Below are 18496 nucleotides of genomic sequence, written 5' to 3' on the forward strand. Positions count from 1 at the left end.
ATAATTTGTCTTGCTTTGTCTGTTTAGCTGCGATTCATCCGATTTTCGATCAAATCATCTACGACAGAGGGATCCGCCAGAGTGGAAGTATCGCCCAGGGCGCCGAAATCATCCTCGGCCACTTTGCGCAGAATGCGGCGCATAATCTTGCCTGAGCGCGTTTTCGGCAGGCCTGGGGCCCATTGGATCAGATCTGGTGAGGCAATGGGGCCAATTTCTTTGCGCACCCAATTGCGCAGCTCGACGCGCAGCTCGTCGGAGGGCGCTTCGCCGCTCATCAAGGTGACATAGCAGTAGATCCCCTGACCTTTGATATCATGAGGATAGCCAACCACCGCGGCCTCTGCGACCTTTGGATGAGCGACCAAAGCGCTTTCCACTTCTGCGGTGCCCATTCTATGGCCAGAGACGTTGATGACATCATCCACGCGGCCTGTGATCCAGTAATAGCCATCCGCATCGCGGCGGCAGCCGTCACCTGTAAAGTAGTAGCCTTTGTAATCGCTGAAATAGGCGGAAACGAAGCGATCATGATCGCCCCAGACCGTGCGCATTTGACCAGGCCAGCTGTCCTTGATGCACAAAACGCCCTCAGCTTCGGTCTCCAGAATTTCTTGGCCAGTTGTGGGCTCCAATATGACTGGCTGCACGCCAAAAAATGGCAGGGTGCACGAGCCGGGCTTGGTGGAGATGGCGCCGGGCAGTGGGGTCATCAAATGCCCGCCTGTTTCGGTTTGCCACCATGTGTCGACGATTGGCGCTTTGCCTTTGCCAACCACATCGTTGTACCAGTTCCAAGCCTCTGGGTTGATTGGCTCGCCCACTGTGCCGAGCACTTTGATGGAAGAGAGGTCATATTTCTCAACAAATGCCTCCCCCTGACCCATCAGCGCACGAATGGCCGTTGGGGCAGTGTAGAATTGATTGACCTTGTGTTTCTCGCAAACCGCCCAAAACCTTCCTGCGTCTGGATAGGTGGGCACACCTTCGAACATCAAGGTTGTCGCGCCGTTGGCCAAGGGGCCATAGACGATATAGCTGTGGCCGGTGACCCAGCCCACATCTGCGGTGCACCAAAAGACATCCCCGTCTTTATAATCGAAGGTGTATTGATGGGTCATGGAGGCATAAACCAGATAGCCGCCCGTCGTATGTACCACGCCTTTCGGCGCGCCGGTTGAGCCGGAAGTGTAGAGAATAAACAGCGGATCCTCAGCATTCATCGGCTCTGGCGCACAGTCCGCCGAGGCCTGCGCCATGGCGGCCGTATAGCTGTGATCACGGCCAGCTTTGTTTGGAAGATCCGCGCCGGTGCGCTCAACCACCAAGGTCGGGACATCACCGGAAATTTCCAGCGCTTTGTCGACATTGGCTTTGAGCGGTGTCGCCTTACCGCCGCGCGGTGCTTGATCTGCGGTGACGATCAATTTGGCGTCGCAAGCGGTGATCCGGGCTGCCAAGGCTTCCGGGGAGAAGCCGCCGAAGACGATGGAATGCACGGCGCCGATCCGGTTACAGGCCAACATCGCGTAGGCGGCTTCTGGTATCATGGGCATATAGAGCACGACGCGGTCGCCCTTGCGCACCCCCAGTGATTTATAGACATTGGCTAGTTTGCAAACCTCTGTGTGCAGCTGCGCATAGGTGATATGCGCGCTGTCCTCCGGGTTGTCGCCTTCCCATATGATGGCGGTTTGCGTGCCGCGTGTGGCCAGGTGGCGGTCAATGCAATTGGCGCTGACATTTAACACGCCATCGTCATACCATTTAATCGAGACGCCCGAATGCTCGAAGGTGGTGTCTTTCACCTTTGTGTAAGGGGTCATCCAATCAAGGCGTTTGCCCTGCGCGTCCCAGAAGGCGTCTGGATCTGCGATTGAGGCGGCATACATGGCCTCATAGGTTGCTTTGTCCGCATGGGCAGATGCCGCAAATGCAGCTGCGGGGGGGTAAATAGTATCAGCCATAGGTGCAATCTCTCTGTAATATAGCGTCTAAGGGGGCAGAGGGGGGTAAGCCCCTCCGCCGGGGCCATTAGATGGCCAAATATTCAGCGCGCAATTTTTCATCGTCCAAAACAGCCTGCGCAGAGCCGTCATAGACAACTGTTCCGGTGTCTAGAATGACGGCACGATCTGCCAGCTTCAAGGCTGCCACGGCATTTTGCTCCACAATCACCGTGGTGATACCCTGCTCGCGGATGTGGCTCAATGTTTTGGCAATCTCTTGCACAATCACCGGGGCCAGCCCCTCATAGGGTTCATCTAGCAGCAGGATCTTGACCTGACGGGCCAAGGCGCGTGCGATGGCCAACATTTGTTGCTCGCCGCCCGACAGGGTGACGCCCTCTTGTTTGCGGCGCTCTTCAAGCCTTGGGAAGAGCTCGTAAATCTGATCTAAAGACCAACCAACGGGAGGGGCGATTTGGGCCAGTTTGAGGTTTTCCTCAACTGTCAGGCCTTGGATGATACGACGATCTTCTGGCACGAGACCAAGCCCCGCGCGCGAGGCTTCGAAACTGGCCATTGCGTGCAGTGGATCCCCATCAAGCCAGATTTCGCCCCGTGTCACCTGTGGATCGCCCGTGCGCGCAATCGCCCGCAATGTCGAGGTTTTGCCAGCGCCGTTTCGGCCCAGCAGAGCGAGAATTTCGCCCTCATTGATCTCAAAGCTCACGCCTTGCACGATATAGCTTTCGCCATAATAGGCATGAATGTCACGGACCGAGAAGTAGGCGGGTGTGTCTGAAAGTGTCATCGCGGCCACTCCTATACTTGGGCTTCGCCGAGGTACGCTTCGCGCACTTTCGGGTGGCCTTTGATATTTTCTGGCGTTTCTTCAACCAAAGGTGTGCCCTGCGCCAAAACGGTGATGCGTTCCGCCAGCGAGAAGACCACATGCATATCATGCTCGATGATGGCAATGGTGATGTCGCGCGTGTCGCGGATCTGCTTGAGAAGATCGATGGTGTTGTTTGTATCGGCGCGGGCCATGCCTGCGGTTGGCTCATCTAGCAACAACAGTCGTGGTTCTTGCGCAAGACACATTCCGATCTCAAGCCGACGCTTGTCGCCGCGCGACAGGCTGGCTGAATGCATATGGCGTTTGTCGGCCATATTCATGTCTTCCAGCGCATGCATCGCGTGCTCAATAATGTCCTTTTGGTTGCGCACCGCGGCGATGGCCGTCATGGAGAATGACCCATCGCGTTTGGCAAAGCAGGGGATCATCATATTTTCCATAACGGTCAGATCGCCGAAGATTTCAGGGGTTTGAAACACCCGTGAAATGCCCATTTGGTTAATTTCATAGGGCGTGCGGCCGAGCACGGATTGCCCATCAAACATCACTGATCCCGTATCTGGGATCAGCTTGCCTACCAAACAATTGAGCAAGGTGGATTTGCCGGCGCCATTTGGACCGATAATGGCATGAACTGTTTGTTCCTGCACGCTGAGGTTTACATCCCCCAAGGCCTGAAGGCCTCCGAAGCGTTTGTTGACGCCTTTGACTTCAAGGATACCCATTCGTCTGTCTCCTATTCTGCCGGCGTTTCATCGGAAGGCGTATCGGCCTTCTTGCGACGAAACAGCTTGCCAATGCGCTGCCCACCTTCGACCAATCCGCCTGGAAGGAAGATGATCACCATCATGAACAACAAGCCCAAAGTCAGATGCCAGCCCTTGCCTACGAAAGGGTGGATCAGCGTAACCATAATGTCTTCAAAGCCATCAGGCAGGAAGGACAGCCACTCATGCAGAACGCTGTCGTTGATTTTGGACAGGATATTTTTGAAATATTCGTTGAACCCGGCGCCCAAGATGGGACCGATCAAGGTGCCGATGCCACCCAGGATTGACATGATGACGATCTCTCCCGAGGCGGTCCAGTGCATACGCTCCGCGCCAGCCAATGGGTCCATACATGCCAGCAATCCGCCAGCAAGCCCGGCGTACATGCCGGAGATGACAAAGGCCATCAATGTATAGGGCCGTGTGTTCAGACCTGTGTAGTTGAGCCGCTGTTGGTTCGATTTGACGGCCCGCAGCATCAGCCCGAAAGGAGAGCGAAAGATGCGAATGGAAATATAAAAGGCCAGCAGTAAGAACAATCCAGACAGGTAATAGCCAGCATTCAGCGTGAAATCCCAATTCCCGATCAACAGGTGGGTTTCTGACCGCATGGACAGGCCGAACAGATGTGGGAAATTCGGATCCGTGGCGCTCAAGAGAACCTGCGGGTCAGAGTTATAAACCTGCAAACCTGTTTCCCCATTGGTGAGGTTGTAGCTCGAAGATGGGTTGCCCAAGACCGAATAGGCCATATTGAACATCATCTGCGCCAGCGCGAGCGTGAGGATCGAAAAATAGATCCCAGAGCGCCGCAGGCTGACGTATCCCACGGCCAGTGAGAAAAGCCCGCTGACTGCGATGGACATCAAAATGGCCGGGATGATGTCATAGCCGAGCAATTTAAACATCCAGACCGCGGCATAGGATCCTGCGCCCAGAAAGGCCGCATGACCGAAAGAGAGGTAGCCCGTCAGGCCAAAAAGGATGTTAAACCCAATGACCAAGATGCCGAAAATAGCGAAGCGCTGCATCAGGTCGGGATATCCTGCGTTGAACATTTGCGCCATGGCTGTGCCCTCGGGGAAGGGATTGAGCACGAAGGGCGCGAAAATCACCATCACTGTTACGATCAGCAATAGGGTGAAGTCTTTTTTTTCTAAACCAAGCATATTCTCAATCCTCCATCACGCCTTTGCGCCCCATAAGGCCGCGCGGACGTACTAGGATAACAATGATCGCCATTAAGTAGACAATGATTTGGTCGATGCCCGGAAGGATGTTTTTCACTTCGTTCATCGAGGCAAAGCTCTCTACAATTCCCAGCAAGAAGCCGGCCAGAACCGCGCCTGGCAGCGAACCCATGCCGCCCACAACCACAACCACAAAGGACAGGACCAACAGTTCCACACCGATATCATAGGTCGGAGGGGTGATCGGCGTGTACATCACGCCCGCAAGTCCAGCCACCGTGGCGGCTATGGCGAAGGTGATGGTAAAACGTTTGTCGATATCAATGCCCAGCAGGCCGACGGTTTCGCGATCGGCCATACCAGCGCGCACAACCATCCCAAAGGTGGTGAATTGCAAGAAGGCAAACACGCCGCCGATGATCACGGTCGAGAAGAGGAAATAGACCATTCGCCAATAGGGATAGGCAATAGCATTGGCCTCAAATCCCAGCCAGACTCCGAGATCCATTGTCCCGATAAAAACATCAGGCGGGGCGGTTTGGATGGGGTTTGCGCCGTAGAAAAACTTGATAATTTCCTGCAACACAATGGCCAAGCCGAATGTCACCAGGATTTGATCCGCATGAGGCCGTTTGTAGAAATGCTTAATCAAGCCACGTTCCATAATCACGCCGACCAAAAGCATGACGGGAATGGCCAGTAAGATTGCCAAAGGCACTGACCAATCGGTCATCCAAGCGGCCGGACCTGCGCCGAACCAATGTTCCAAATACGTGGTTTTGATCGTGGCCGGATTGCCCAGAAAATCCACTTTTGTCGGATCGATGGTCTCAAAGCTGATCGAAAAAATTCGGTTCAATGTAACGGCGCAGAACGCCCCGATTACAAATAGCGCACCGTGCGCGAAGTTCACAACACCGAGCGTGCCGAAGATCAAAGTCAGGCCAAGTGCGATAAGCGCATAGGCTGAACCTTTATCTAAGCCGTTCAGGATTTGAAGAATGATGGCGTCCATGGTCCCCACCTGCGGGTTATCTATTTATTGGAAAATAGGGTACGCTTTTGCGCACCCTAATTGCGTGGTTGTGCAGAGATGACAGGCACCTCTGCACGCTTTTACTTAAGCACCTGGGTTACATGCGCCCAAGTCGCCACCGGCAAACATTGGGTGATCTGGAGCGTATTTTACTTGCTCCATTGGTGTCACTTCAACGATTTCCAGAAGGTCAAACTCGGATGTTGGGTTCTCTTTACCCTTCACAACCAGCACGTCTTTGAAGCACTGATGATCGTCGGCGCGGTACAATGTTTTCCCATTGCCCAGACCGTCGAACTCAAAGCCTTCCAAGGCCTCGCCAACACCACATGGATTGAATGTGCCAGCGCGGTTACACGCATCTGCATAGAGCAGAGTTTGACAATATACGGTGTGTGCCGCCTGTGAAGGAGGGAAGCCGTATTTTGTGCCGAAGGATTTAACAAAGGCTTTGGAGCCTTCATCCTGCAAGGACCAGTGCCAGTTTGTCGAGCCAAAGATGCCCTTCACGTTGGCGCCCGCACCCTTCGCCATCAAGCGAGAGTACAGCGGAACGATGATTTCAAAGTTCTTGTTGTTCACAACTTTGTCACGCAGGCCAAACTGAACAGCGTTCGTCAAAGAGTTCACCATGTTCCCGCCGTAGTGGTTCAGAACCAAAACATCCGCACCAGAATTCAGCACTGGGGCAATGTAAGAGGAGAAGTCTGTCGCTTTGAGCGGTGTGCGCACTTTGTTGACAGTGTTCCAGCCCATAGCCTCAGTGGCTGCAGCGATGGATTCTTCTTGTGTCCAACCCCAAGTATAGTCAGCGGTCAGGTGATAGGCGTTCCGGTCGCTGCCGTAACGCGCTTGAAGCACAGGTGCCAAAGCTGCCGCAGACATGTAACCGTTGAAGAAGTGACGGAAGCCATTTGCTTTTTTGTCTTTACCTGTCGTGTCATTGGAGTGGGTGAGACCCGCCATGAAGATCACGCCAGCTTCTTGGCACAGACCCTGTACGGCAATCGCAACACCAGAAGACGAACCGCCTGTGATCATCACGGCGCCGTCTTTTTCGATCATGGATTTGGCAGAGGCACGCGCCGCGTCGGATTTGGTTTGCGTGTCACCTGTTACATATTCAACTTTCTTGCCCAGGATGCCGTTACCTTCCAGAGTTTTGGAAGAGAAGGTGTTGAGCATGCCGCCGTCGCCTTCACCATTGAGGTGCTCAACAGCCAGCATGTAAGCGCGCAGCTCGTCGGCACCTTCGTCAGCATAGGCGCCGGTCTGGGGAACGTTGAAGCCCAAGGTGACTGTGCTGCCAGTTGGCGCATTGGTGTAACCGCTGTGGCTTCCTGCGGTCAAAATTGTCGGCAGTGCCAATCCAGCGCCAGCAGCGGCTCCGGTTTGCAACACGTTACGACGGGTCAGAATTGATTTAGACATTGAAGTCCTCCCGATTGAATAAAGGGGCCCGCTTTTATTATGCGGTTCCCCCGAAAACACACTTCACAGTGTTGTCTTAGTGTCGCTCTTTGATGGATTGTTGTGCAACGGTGGTCTTGTTTGATTCAAATATTTTGTAAATTATTGCACGAATGCTTGATAAAAAATGTAAATAAATTTACAAAACCTCAAGGCCCATAAAAAAAACCGTCAAGGACTCACGAGATGGAGCGCAGCGCTTTTGCCGGCAGTCGAATACGCGAAAGACGTGTAGCGCTTGGGCTCCGTCAGGCCGAGGTCGCCCTGCGCGCGGGAATTTCTGGATCCTACCTCAACCTCATTGAGCACAATAGGCGCCGAATTGGCGGCAAAGTTCTTTTGAATATCGCTGCGGCCTTGGAAACAGAACCCGGCGCGCTGGCACAAGGGGCTGAAAAAAGCCTCCTGACCAGCCTGCGCGACGCGGCCATTGCGCGGCCAGATGTGGAGGTTGACCTCAGCCAGACAGAGGATTTTGCGGATCGCTTTACCGATTGGGCGCGCCTAATTTCGGCCCAGCAGAGCCAAATTACCGCGCTGCAACAAACAGTCAGTAGCCTATCGGACCGTCTCGCGCATGACCCATTTCTGTCTGAGGCGTTGCATGAGGTGCTCTCAACGGTGTCTGCCATTCGATCTACCGCGAGTATTTTGGCGGAGCCGGGGGAGATGGATCAAAATTGGCAGCGCAGATTCCAAACCAACGTGTTTCAGGACAGTATTCGCCTGGCCACCGCCAGCCAATCTCTTGCGGACTATCTGGATGGCGATTCGGATCGGGTGCTTGATACGCTGTCGCCACTGGATGAGCTCGATAGCCTATTGGCAAAAAATGGCTATCATTTTGCCGAGCTGGAAGACATGCGCCAATGGAGCGCCCCCGTTGCGGAGGGCCTGTTGGCAGAGGCTTCGGCGGCGGTAAAAACCTTGGGGTTAGCGTATTTTCGACAGTATTGGCGCGATGCGCAGAACTTCCGCCTGCCGAAATTGCTACAGCTGGTGGCAGAGTTTGGACTGGATCCCGTGCGAATCGCCAGAGAGACAGAGCTGTCATTGCCCCTTATCTTTCGGCGCTTGGCCAGCCTACCTCCTGATCCCAACCGCCCACCTGTTGGGTTGATGATTTGCGATGGCAGTGGCGGCTTGTTGTTCAAGCAGCCCTGCGATGATTTCCAAGCGCCACGGGTTGGGTCGGCCTGCGCGCTCTGGCCGCTTTATGGCGCGCTGACGCAGATTGGTGTTGCAGCGCGTCATCAGATTTTGCACAGCGGCCGGCCAGGAACTTTGGGCGAAGAAAATCTCTTTGACACCTTTTCTATTGCAGAGCGCGTGACCTCAGCCAGTTTTGAGGGCGTGCCGGTTCTGCGCTCTACCATGTTGATCTTGCGCGCGGAAACGCCGACGTACAACCAGCCTTTGCCAATTGGCAGCACGTGCCGCTTGTGCAATATCGACGCCTGCCCAGCGCGGCGTGAGCCGTCAATTTTTTCAGATGGGTTTTGACAAAGCAGGTTTAATTCGGCTCTAGTGCCAAAGATGGTAAATTTGAACGAAGGGAGGCTAAAATGCGGCATGTTTTGCTGATCGAAGATGAACCGAATATCATTGAAGCCCTCAGTTTCATATTTTTGCGCGACGGTTGGAAAGTTGATGCGCATTCCGACGGGGCCAATGCTGTGGCCACAGCCGTGCAAACGGCCCCCAATGCTATTATCTTAGACGTCATGCTGCCCAATCGCTCCGGTTTTGAAATTCTCGAAGAGTTGCGCAGCCTGCCCGACTACAAAGACATTCCAATCTTGATGCTCACCGCAAGAGGCCAAACAAAAGATCGCGACATCGCCATAGCCCGCGGTGCATCCCAATATATGACAAAGCCTTTTTCCAATGCAGAGGTGTTGAAAACCATGAATGCGTTGGTCGGACACGCACCGTGAGCGGCAAGCGCGATCAAACTCTGAAAAGAGTTGCCAATGCCGCCCGCGGGCAGCGCGTGAAAGAGTCCGCCCTGATCCTACCTTTCGTGGGGATGATCCTTTTTTTGTTTCCGATCATGTGGCCGCGCAGCTCCGAGGTTGGCGCAGATGCGGGAACCTCGACCTCGACCGCTTTGATCTATCTGTTTATCGTCTGGGCAGGGTTGATCTGTTTCACCCTGGGGCTGGCGCTTGTGATCAAACGATTTGGCGTGGGACGGAGCTGAATGCTGTCTCTCGATCTTCTGATTTTTGTTTCGCTTATTTATGTGGCCTTCCTGTTCGGCGTTGCCTTTTGGGCTGAACGGGCGAGTGATGCCGGGCGCGGCGGTTGGATGCGCACGCCGCTCATTTATACCCTGTCATTGTCAATCTACTGCACTGCTTGGACCTTTTATGGCGCTGTGGGATTTGCAGCGCGGTCGGGGCTGGAGTTTTTGACCATCTATCTCGGTCCCACGGTGGTGCTCATCGGTTGGTGGTTGATCCTGCGCCGTTTGGTGCGGATTGCCCGGGCTGAGCGGATCACCTCCATTGCGGATCTGGTGTCCTCGCGGTTTGGAAAAAATGCGCTTTTGGGCGGGTTCGTGACGGTGATGGCGGTGGTCGGCACAACGCCCTATATTGCCCTGCAGCTGCAATCGGTGACCTTGTCGATCTCGGTCTTCGCAAAGGGCACGCAGAACATTCTCAGCTCAACAAATATCGCCTTGTGGACCGCAGCAGGCCTTGCAGTGTTTACGATTGTGTTTGGCACCCGCAATCTTGATGTGAACGAGCGGCACAGCGGCGTTGTCATGGCCATTGCTGTTGAAGCGATTGTTAAGCTCTTAGCGCTGCTGGCGGTTGGAGTCTTTGTCGTCTGGGGGTTGGCCGGTGGCGCGGGTGATGTTTTGGCGCGCATTGATGCCTCGCCGATCTCACAATGGGAGGTCAGTACCGGGCGCTGGATTGGTGTCACCTTCCTTTCGGCCGCCGCATTTTTGTGTCTGCCGCGCATGTTTCAGGTGATGGTGGTGGAAAACTCTGAAGAAAGCCATCTCGCGACAGCCAGTTGGGCCTTTCCACTTTATCTCCTGCTCATGTCACTATTTGTGATCCCCATCGCGGTGGTGGGGTTGGATATTTTACCTGCAGGGTCCAACCCGGATCTTTTCGTACTCACCCTGCCGCTCTCTGCTGAGCAAAATGGCCTGGCGATGCTGGCCTTTCTGGGTGGGTTTTCTTCGGCGACCTCGATGGTGATTGTGGCGGCGATTGCCCTATCAACTATGATTTCAAACCATATCGTCACCCCGATTTGGTTGCGCGCGCGCGGTCAGGGGGCGACCATTTCCGGCGATGTGCGCAGTGTGGTTTTGACGTCGCGGCGCATTTCGATCATCGGCATTTTGACGCTGGGCTATCTCTATTATCGCATTTCTGGCGGTGGGGCGGCCTTGGCGTCCATTGGCTTGATATCCTTCGCCGGTGTCGCGCAAATCTTGCCTGTGATGCTGGGGGGGATCTTTTGGCAAGGGGCGACCAAAATTGGGGCCTTGGCTGGGTTGATTTGCGGGTTGGTGGTATGGAGCTACACCATGTTCCTGCCGTCCTTTGGTCCCGAAGTGTTGATTTCCCAGGAGACAATCGACCACGGGCTTTGGGGGCTGCAATGGCTGCGCCCTACCGCGCTATTTGGCATCCAAGGTCTTGATCCGGTGGTCCATGCGGTCTTGTGGTCGATTTTGCTGAACAGCTTCGCCTTTGTGGCCGGCTCTATTTTATCGAGACCATCTCCCTTGGAGCGGGTGCAAGCGGTGCAATTTATCAGCGCTTTTGACAGCGGCCCTTCGGCACGCGGCTGGCAAAGAGGGGCGACAGACGCAGAGGATCTCTTGAGCATGGCCCAGCGCATTATTGGCGCGGCTCAAGCACAAAACTTGTTTCGCACGGCGGCACAACGGCAGGGAAAACAGGGCTATCTGCCTGATCCGACGCCGCAATTTCTTGAAACCCTTGAGCGAGGCTTGGCCGGCAGTGTTGGAGCGGCCACAGCCCATGCGATGTTGGGGCAAATGGCCGGTGGGTCTTCTGTCACGGTCGAGGACTTGATGGCAGTGGCGGATGAAACCGCGCAGATCATGGAATATTCCAACCAGTTAGAGGCCAAGTCCGGCGAATTGACCACAACCGCGCGCAAACTGCGCGATGCCAACGACAAACTCACAAAGCTTTCGATCCAAAAGGATGCGTTCCTCAGTCAAATCAGCCATGAGCTGCGCACGCCCATGACATCGATTCGAGCGTTTTCGGAAATTCTGCAAGATCCAGATCTCTCGGATGGTGACCGGCCAAAATATGCGCGGATCATCGAGGATGAAACCCAAAGATTGACCCGGTTGTTGGATGATCTTTTGGACCTTTCTGTGCTGGAGAATGGTCAGGTCTCACTGGAGCTTCGCCAAGCACGGTTGCGCGATATATTGGATCGTGCGGAGGCCTCGGCCAATGTGGAGCAGCATATAAGGATCCGCCGAAGCGCTGGGCGTGAGGACATTTCGATCCTCACAGACCCCGATCGTTTGACCCAAGTATTTATCAACCTCATGTCAAATGCCGCGAAATATTGCGAGGCGCAGCGGCCAGAGTTGATCGTCAGTGTCAGCGAGACGCCCGCGGCCATAACCGTGGACTTTATCGACAATGGCGCCGGGGTCGATAAGGCCAATCAGGATATGATTTTCGAGAAATTTGCCCGCGCCTCAGATCATTCAAAAGCTGGCGGCGCGGGGCTTGGTCTGGCGATTTGCCGGGAGATTGTCAGCAACTTGGGAGGGCAGATTTCCTATCTGCCGGGCCAGCGCGGCGCGGCGTTTCGGGTCAGTCTTCCGCGCGATTAAGCGCCAGCATCTCCAGCTGTGGCCGCAGATGGGCCAATTGATACCCGGCTTGGGTGGTGGCGTCCAAAATGGTATCGGTCGCGATGCGCCCGGCTTGGGCAAAGGCCCAAACAATGCTGCAACGATTGCCCGAGGCGCAATAGGCAAAGACGGGGCTTGGCAGTTGCGCCAAAAGCTCCGCTTGCCGCTCTATCTTATCGGGGCCGAAGCTTGACGGATCGAAAACATTTTCCGCAAATTCCATGCCGGCGGCTTCGACGGCGGCCTTAATGGCCTCGATTTGGCGGGGTTCAGGATTTTCTTGATCTGGGCGATTGCATATCACAGATTTGAAACCTGCCTGCATGATGCTTGGCACATCCGAGACCTCTATTTGTGGTGATACGGAATAATCGTCGGAAAGGGTGTTAATCTGCATGGCTGTGGGGTCCTCGTTTTTGGTATGTCTTAAAGGGCGCGGGGAGTCACAGCATGATGCCAATCACCACCATCATCAGCCCAATTGCAGAGCACCCCATGGCGCCCAGGTTCCAAGCTACGGCCGATTGAAGCTGCAGTTTCATTTGTTCGTCGCTGAGACCTTGTTTCTTCGCCCGCATTATCCGTGCGATGGTGTAAAATAGCAGGCCAAGTCCGATAAAGGTCACGACAATCCCCGGGATGATGAGCCAATCCATAGTCTACTCCGAAAACTTTAAATTTGCGCCACAGTCGCGAAGGAAGGCGGCTTGTGCAAGTCGAAAACGAAGGGTATCGCTGCACAATCACTTATTACAATGGAGTCCCCCATGTTAGAAATCGACAGCAGCTATCGCGTCACGGCCGATGAATTGCGGCAGTTCATAGAACGTATTGAGCGTTTGGATGCCGAAAAAAAAGATCTGGCAGAACAACAAAAAGAAGTGATGGCAGAGGCCAAGGGCCGTGGGTATGACACCAAAGTCATGCGCAAACTCATCACCCTGCGCAAGCGGGACCAAAATGATATTGCCGAAGAAGAAGCTATTTTGGAAATGTATAAAGAAGCCTTGGGCATGTGAGTGCGCGGCTGGCCCTCAAAGGGCCGGCTCAATCACTTCAACATCTCCGCGTGAGATGATGGCATTCACATCTTCATCATATAGGTCAGACAGGCGGTTGAGCAGATCATCCGTCCAGCCGGGCAGGGTGATTTCTTCCTCCACCGCCGCCGGATTGGCATAATGCTCCAAAAAAGCCGCTAAGACTCGTTGCCGTTCTTTTTCTGAGTTGGGCGGATTGGCCTTGAAATAGTTTTGCATTTTTTGAGTGCCAATTTCCGTCAACAAAGACCCAATCAGATCATAGCCAGCCTTTAACGGTTCTTCTGCATCTATTCCAATTAGGTGACGCAGGATTTTGGGCCAAATAAAGGGTGTATCCTCGTTGCACCAAGCTGTGATCTGCGCATTTGGCAAGACAGTGCGCATGCGATGGATCAAACCGGACCATTGAACCACAGTGGGCGCGGCCCCCGCCATAAAGCGCTGAAACGACCGTCCGTGAGATTTGCCATAAGCCGCTGGAATAAAGGTGCCGGGATCACGCATGCACAGTGACAGTTCAATGTCATGGCCTTGGAACAAACTGCCAAAGGCCTGGAGCTTTTCCACCACCAAAGCATAGAAATCTCCGCCCTCGAAAATTCGGTTTGGCACGCAGATGAAATTTGCATTGGTCAAAATCACCCGCTCAGCATCTGAATCGCCCAGAATATCGGCCAAAAGTTCCTCTCCCGACATATCCGGGCGTGCGCCCTTGGCCATGGCTTGCAGGTTTTCTCGAATGACATTTCGATATTTGCGCGGGTGGGGCAGGGCGACCTGATTCTGGACAAGCGCGGCTTTGTTCTTCACAAGCGAAGCGTGCAGGGCATCTTGGTCTGTGCAATGGGCGCCAATATGATAAACAATTTGCATCGAAATATGCTGCCTTGGAAATAAGTCTGAGCGGACAGAGTATAGGCAACCGTTTATAAATATAAAACAGCCGAAATCAAAAATGAGGGCTTCGTGGCAGAAAAATTAAAGAAACGCGCGGGATTGGGCAGATGGCTTGCATTGGCCATTGCTGGCTGTGTGCTCTTGCCGATTGTTTCGATTGCTTGGATGGGCTTTGGCAGCGATGGCGCGCGCTGGGCGCATCTTTTGGCCACGGTGTTTCCGCGGTATTTGAGCAATAGCCTCTCGCTGATGTTGGGCGTTGGTGCTGTTAGTCTGCTCCTCGGCACATCTTTGGCTTATTTGATTACGCATCTCGAGTTTCCAGGGCGCAAATGGGTGCAATACGGGTTGTTTCTCCCGCTGGCGATGCCCTCTTTCGTGGCCGCATACGCTTGGGTAGATGTCTTGGAATATGCCGGTCCGCTGCAAACAACTTTGCGTGATCTGGCTGGATGGTCTTCGGTTCGGGACTATTGGTTTCCCAATATTCGCTCGTTGCCTGGCGCAATATTCGTGCTGTCTTTGACACTCTACCCTTACGTGTATCTTCTGGCCCGAGCGGCATTCCGCGAGCTGCCGGCCAGCGGTCAGGATGTCGCCCGTTCACTTGGCTTGGGGCATATGCGGCAATTTTTGCGCGTGAGCCTCCCACAAGCGCGCCCTGCCATTGCCGCTGGAACAGCCATAGTCATGATGGAAACCTTAAACGATTTCGGGACAGTAGATTATTTTGCCGTGCAGACTCTCACCACGGGCATTTTTTCGATTTGGTTGGAAAGCTATGACCCGGGGGGCGCGGCGCAATTGGCAGTGCTGGCCGCCTTGATTGTGGCGGGCTTGCTTGGGGTCGAGAAAATTGGCCGCCGCCGCGCGCGCTTTCACAAATCGGGTCGTCAATTGGCCCCGATCCAGCCGCAACCTCTGTCCTCGCGGCAGGGGGCCGCCGTGCTGCTCTATTGCTTGGTTCCTATGGGGTTGGGATTTTTAATTCCATTGATGGTTCTGGTGGCGCCTGTCGTGTCGGATCTGAGCCTTTGGAGCGACACCGGCCTTTGGCGCGCGGCGGCGCACAGCTTGGCTTTGGGTGGCGCAAGCGCTGGATTGGTCGTAACGCTCGCCACTGTTATGGTTTTGGGATTGCAGAAAACCCCGGCGGCATGGAGAAAATCTTTGCTGACCCTGACGACTGTGGGCTACGCCTTTCCTGGTGCCGTCCTCGGTTTGGGGATATTGATTCCCTTGGCTACGTTTGACAATTGGCTGGCAGACCTCGTTTTTGCGACCTTCCGTCGCGATCCCGGCCTCCTTCTCACCGGGAGTGCGGGCGCATTGATCGTTGCCTATTGCGTCCGCTTTTTCGCGATTGGTGTTGGGGCTGCTGAGGCCGGCTTGGCCGCGATCTCAACCAATATCCCACTGGCCGCAAGCACATTGGGGCGCGGGCCAAAAGATGTTTTAGTAAATATATATCAACCGCTTATGCGGGGAAGTCTGGCATCTGCTATGGTGCTTGTCTTTGTGGATACGGTTAAAGAACTGCCCGCAACGCTTCTGCTGCGCCCGTTTAATTTCGACACGCTGTCCACCCATGTCTACGCACAAGCCAGCCTGGAAAATTTCCACGGCTCCACCCCCGCCGCATTGCTCATCATCACACTTTCCCTCGGAGCGATATTTCTTTTGGCAAAAGCGCATAGGTAGGGCTTGCATAGGCAGTTTTTTTGTCCTAAATCCTCGCTCAGTGCCCCTATAGCTCAGCTGGTAGAGCAACTGATTTGTAATCAGTAGGTCCGCGGTTCGAGTCCGTGTGGGGGCACCATAATCCAAGCCAATGTATTGTAATACCTTACTAAACTGAAGTTTTTAGTGAGCCGTAGACCATGCTGGCAACCAAATCTAATAGTTATACGTTCCAAAAAGATGGAATCTGGTATTTCTCCCGTAGAGTACCTGCTGATTTACGGCGGCATTATAGAACAGGCAGAATTGCTTATTCTTTGAGGACTAAGTCTGTCAGGGATGCCCGTATTAGGGCGATGAGTGATGCTGCTAAGTTAGATAGGCATTGGCATATCCTGCGGATCTCTTCTGATGATTTACCAGGCAAGCATTTGCTCACTGACGCTGTGCAGGCGCCCGTCGCTGAGCTTGCTGCCAAAGAGCATTCCCTAAAAGACGCTGTGGCTGTCTATCTACGTTTAAAGGGGGATGATCGCCCGCCTACCTTTGAAGCTGCTGTACGGCGTTCCTGCGGCTACCTGATTGATTGCTGCGGCATGAAGGCCTTGAAAGATTACCTTCGATCCGATGCTACCAAGTTCCGTGATTATCTATTCGCTAAGGGATTAAATGGGGCTTCTGTGGCAAGGATCTTTGGTACAGTCAGGGCTGTTATAAACTTAGCCCTGAGTGAGTTTGGGCTAGCAATCGTCAACCCGTTCTCAAACGTCTACTTCAACCAAAGAGAAGGGGTAAAGAAGCGGCTGCCTGTGAAGCCTGATGATATCAAGAGGGTACAAGCTGAGTGTTATAAGGCTGATGATGAAATGCGCTGGCTGGTAGCCTTAGTCGCAGACACTGGCATCAGGTTGGCTGAGGGTGCTGGGCTCTTACGCTCCGACTTCATCACTAAGGACGATATCCTATGCGTAAGCATCAAACCTCACCCTTGGCGCTCATTAAAGACAGCTAGCAGTGAGCGAGTAATACCTTTGGTAGGCTCAGCTAAGTGGGCCGCAGAACGAATGCTTGAACAACCCAATAGCAGTCAGTTTGCATTCCCTAAATACAACAACGGTCAGAGAACGAGTGCTAACTCTGCCAGCGCTGCCCTGAACAAGTGGCTGAAAGGTAAGATTGGCGAGGGCTATACTATGCACAGCTTCCGTCACTCCATGCGAGACAGGCTAAGGGCGGTTGAGTGTCCTAGCGACATCATAGATCAGATTGGTGGATGGCTTACCCAAGGAGTAGGAGCATCGTATGGAGAAGGCTACAGTCCAACGAATATGCAAAAGTGGCTGCTGCTTAGTTGAATGATCCATTAGAGGCTACTGCGCAGTGACGATATTCTTGACTTAGCAACAGTAAGGGCTTTCTTAGTCAGCATGACTGATCTCTCAATCCTGCCCTTACATGACCTAACAATTGATGAGGCCTCACGGCCTAAAGCGCCTAAGGTTGCAGCCGCCACAGATATGCACCGCCGCCAAGGTCGACAGCTTGCGGCAATTCATCGTCATTATCTGATGGAAATGGCTCAGATTGGTGCGGTATTGGAAAGGATCGAAGCGAAAGATACACCACCTGAGCACCTAAAGAAGATTGTGCTTGCACTTGATATGGCCGAAAACTTTCGAGCGTTTGGATCACTTTGTGGGCGTGAATGCAAAGTCCTGAAGTTTCATCATGACATCGAAAGTTCAGACATGTTTCCTCGAATCGAGGCAGCAGGAGGAGGCATGTTCCAGCAGATTGTAGCCAAGCTGATTTCAGAGCACGAGGTAGTGCATGAATTGATCATTCGCCTTGGCCGAGCCGCAGACAAGTTGGCGACAAATCCAAGCGAAGCTAACTTCATCGGTGCCTCGCAGGTATATCGAAAGCTAGAAGAGGTTGTGCGTTCTCATTTTGGCTACGAGGAAGCGGAATTAGAAGAAGCGATTGGGTATTACCTCGGGGGCATTTAACGGCGAAGGCTGACCCTTTTACAAGATGTAGAACGACTTGTTTGAATTCACTACGCATCACTCATCGCCCTAATACGGGCATCCCTGACAGACTTAGTCCTCAAAGAATAAGCAATTCTGCCTGTTCTATAATGCCGCCGTAAATCAGCAGGTACTCTACGGGAGAAATACCAGATTCCATCTTTTTGGAACGTATAACTATTAGATTTGGTTGCCAGCATGGTCTACGGCTCACTAAAAACTTCAGTTTAGTAAGGTATTACAATACATTGGCTTGGATTATGGTGCCCCCACACGGGGATGGCTCCGCCAGTAGGCACCAACGCTTAGCATTAACCTTACAAAACAAGGCTACTGTCTCATTCTGGTTCCTGCAACAGGCGTAAAATGGTCTACGGTTTGGTCTACGGTAAGAACCCCGGGCATGTGCCACCCCGCCCCCTAGGGGATACCGTACATAGCTCTGACCTGCGATTGGGTTTTGGGTATCGTCAACCAGCAGCATCAGCCTGTTTAGGTCCGACTTGGCGGTTTCATCTGTGCGGTAGGGTGCAGGCTGTATGTATGCCTCTGACACTTCGTAGGGAGCTTATGCACGATGCCTGCGGTTGTTACCCAGTATCCCAGAATACCGTTACAGTAACACTAGAGGGCCTGTGCATGGGCCACAGGGGGGCTATGGGGTAAGTATATATGGCCTCTGACAGTGATCAGCCCTGT

General features: G+C 53.6%; 18 protein-coding genes and 1 tRNA gene. 9 read left to right on the plus strand and 10 right to left on the minus strand.

From position 1 onward, the window contains the following. Positions 1-23: 23 nt before the first annotated feature. The 6 genes from acs to RCA23_RS01995 all read right to left on the minus strand — a co-directional run bounded on the left by acs (position 24) and on the right by RCA23_RS01995 (position 7229). Positions 24-1967: an acetate--CoA ligase gene (gene acs / locus RCA23_RS01970; protein WP_169701306.1), complete on the minus strand. Its 1944-nt coding sequence runs from the start codon at positions 1965-1967 to the stop codon at positions 24-26. 67 nt (positions 1968-2034) lie between these two features. Further along, positions 2035-2757: an ATP-binding cassette domain-containing protein gene (locus RCA23_RS01975; protein ID WP_044048819.1), complete on the minus strand. Its 723-nt coding sequence runs from the start codon at positions 2755-2757 to the stop codon at positions 2035-2037. 11 nt (positions 2758-2768) lie between these two features. Continuing rightward, complete coding sequence (locus RCA23_RS01980; RefSeq protein WP_044048820.1) at positions 2769-3527, minus strand: ABC transporter ATP-binding protein; 759 nt, start codon at positions 3525-3527, stop codon at positions 2769-2771. An 11-nt stretch (positions 3528-3538) separates the two neighbouring features. Next, complete coding sequence (locus RCA23_RS01985; protein ID WP_044048821.1) at positions 3539-4741, minus strand: branched-chain amino acid ABC transporter permease; 1203 nt, start codon at positions 4739-4741, stop codon at positions 3539-3541. A 4-nt stretch (positions 4742-4745) separates the two neighbouring features. Continuing rightward, positions 4746-5777, minus strand: coding sequence for a branched-chain amino acid ABC transporter permease (locus RCA23_RS01990; RefSeq protein WP_044048822.1), 1032 nt, complete (start codon positions 5775-5777; stop codon positions 4746-4748). Positions 5778-5882: 105 nt separating this feature from the next. Further along, positions 5883-7229, minus strand: coding sequence for a substrate-binding protein (locus RCA23_RS01995; protein WP_044048823.1), 1347 nt, complete (start codon positions 7227-7229; stop codon positions 5883-5885). A gap of 225 nt (positions 7230-7454) precedes the next feature. Between RCA23_RS01995 and RCA23_RS02000 the strand changes: the two genes are divergently transcribed. The 4 genes from RCA23_RS02000 (at position 7455) to RCA23_RS02015 (ending at position 12126) form a co-directional block, all read left to right on the plus strand. Further along, the gene (locus tag RCA23_RS02000) at positions 7455-8771 is read left to right on the plus strand and encodes a helix-turn-helix domain-containing protein (protein WP_044048824.1); all 1317 of its coding nucleotides are present in this window, start codon (positions 7455-7457) and stop codon (positions 8769-8771) included. Between the two features lie 62 nt (positions 8772-8833). Then, positions 8834-9205 (plus strand): response regulator transcription factor, encoded by a 372-nt coding sequence (locus tag RCA23_RS02005; RefSeq protein ID WP_044048825.1) that lies wholly within the window; start codon positions 8834-8836, stop codon positions 9203-9205. Next, positions 9202-9471: a hypothetical protein gene (locus RCA23_RS02010; RefSeq protein ID WP_052376980.1), complete on the plus strand. Its 270-nt coding sequence runs from the start codon at positions 9202-9204 to the stop codon at positions 9469-9471. Before RCA23_RS02005 ends, RCA23_RS02010 begins: the two co-directional genes overlap by 4 nt. Continuing rightward, positions 9472-12126, plus strand: coding sequence for an ATP-binding protein (locus RCA23_RS02015; RefSeq protein WP_044048826.1), 2655 nt, complete (start codon positions 9472-9474; stop codon positions 12124-12126). Here the strand turns inward: RCA23_RS02015 and RCA23_RS02020 are convergent. Next, complete coding sequence (locus RCA23_RS02020) at positions 12107-12544, minus strand: protein tyrosine phosphatase family protein (protein ID WP_044048827.1); 438 nt, start codon at positions 12542-12544, stop codon at positions 12107-12109. The genes RCA23_RS02015 and RCA23_RS02020 overlap by 20 nt on opposite strands. Before the next feature lie 46 nt (positions 12545-12590). Continuing rightward, a complete protein-coding gene (locus tag RCA23_RS02025) occupies positions 12591-12803 on the minus strand; it encodes a hypothetical protein (protein ID WP_044048828.1) in 213 nt (70 codons plus the stop codon). Positions 12804-12914: 111 nt separating this feature from the next. Here RCA23_RS02025 and RCA23_RS02030 point away from each other — a divergent pair, with 111 nt between their 5' ends. Then, on the plus strand, positions 12915-13166 hold the full coding sequence (locus RCA23_RS02030; RefSeq protein WP_169701307.1) for a DUF2312 domain-containing protein: 252 nt from the start codon (positions 12915-12917) through the stop codon (positions 13164-13166). A gap of 15 nt (positions 13167-13181) precedes the next feature. Here RCA23_RS02030 and RCA23_RS02035 read toward each other — a convergent pair whose 3' ends face one another. Continuing rightward, positions 13182-14063 carry a hypothetical protein gene (locus tag RCA23_RS02035; RefSeq protein WP_052376981.1) on the minus strand — a complete coding sequence of 294 codons (882 nt, stop codon included), beginning with the start codon at positions 14061-14063 and terminating at the stop codon, positions 13182-13184. A gap of 93 nt (positions 14064-14156) precedes the next feature. On the opposite strand from RCA23_RS02035, the gene RCA23_RS02040 reads away from it, so the two are divergent. From RCA23_RS02040 to RCA23_RS02055, 4 genes are all read left to right on the plus strand, one after another. Further along, positions 14157-15788 (plus strand): ABC transporter permease, encoded by a 1632-nt coding sequence (locus RCA23_RS02040; protein ID WP_236631380.1) that lies wholly within the window; start codon positions 14157-14159, stop codon positions 15786-15788. Between the two features lie 42 nt (positions 15789-15830). Then, positions 15831-15906, plus strand: a tRNA-Thr gene (locus RCA23_RS02045). A 61-nt stretch (positions 15907-15967) separates the two neighbouring features. Beyond that, a complete protein-coding gene (locus tag RCA23_RS02050) occupies positions 15968-17122 on the plus strand; it encodes a DUF6538 domain-containing protein (protein ID WP_044048830.1) in 1155 nt (384 codons plus the stop codon). A 72-nt stretch (positions 17123-17194) separates the two neighbouring features. Further along, positions 17195-17776 (plus strand): hemerythrin domain-containing protein, encoded by a 582-nt coding sequence (locus RCA23_RS02055; protein WP_044048831.1) that lies wholly within the window; start codon positions 17195-17197, stop codon positions 17774-17776. 50 nt (positions 17777-17826) lie between these two features. On the opposite strand, the gene RCA23_RS16940 is transcribed toward RCA23_RS02055, so the two are convergent. Further along, positions 17827-17997, minus strand: a complete 171-nt coding sequence (locus tag RCA23_RS16940; protein ID WP_430903212.1) for a DUF6538 domain-containing protein — start codon at positions 17995-17997, stop codon at positions 17827-17829. Positions 17998-18496: the final 499 nt, after the last annotated feature.

It is taken from the genome of Planktomarina temperata RCA23, from assembly GCF_000738435.1.
Classification (GTDB): domain Bacteria; phylum Pseudomonadota; class Alphaproteobacteria; order Rhodobacterales; family Rhodobacteraceae; genus Planktomarina; species Planktomarina temperata.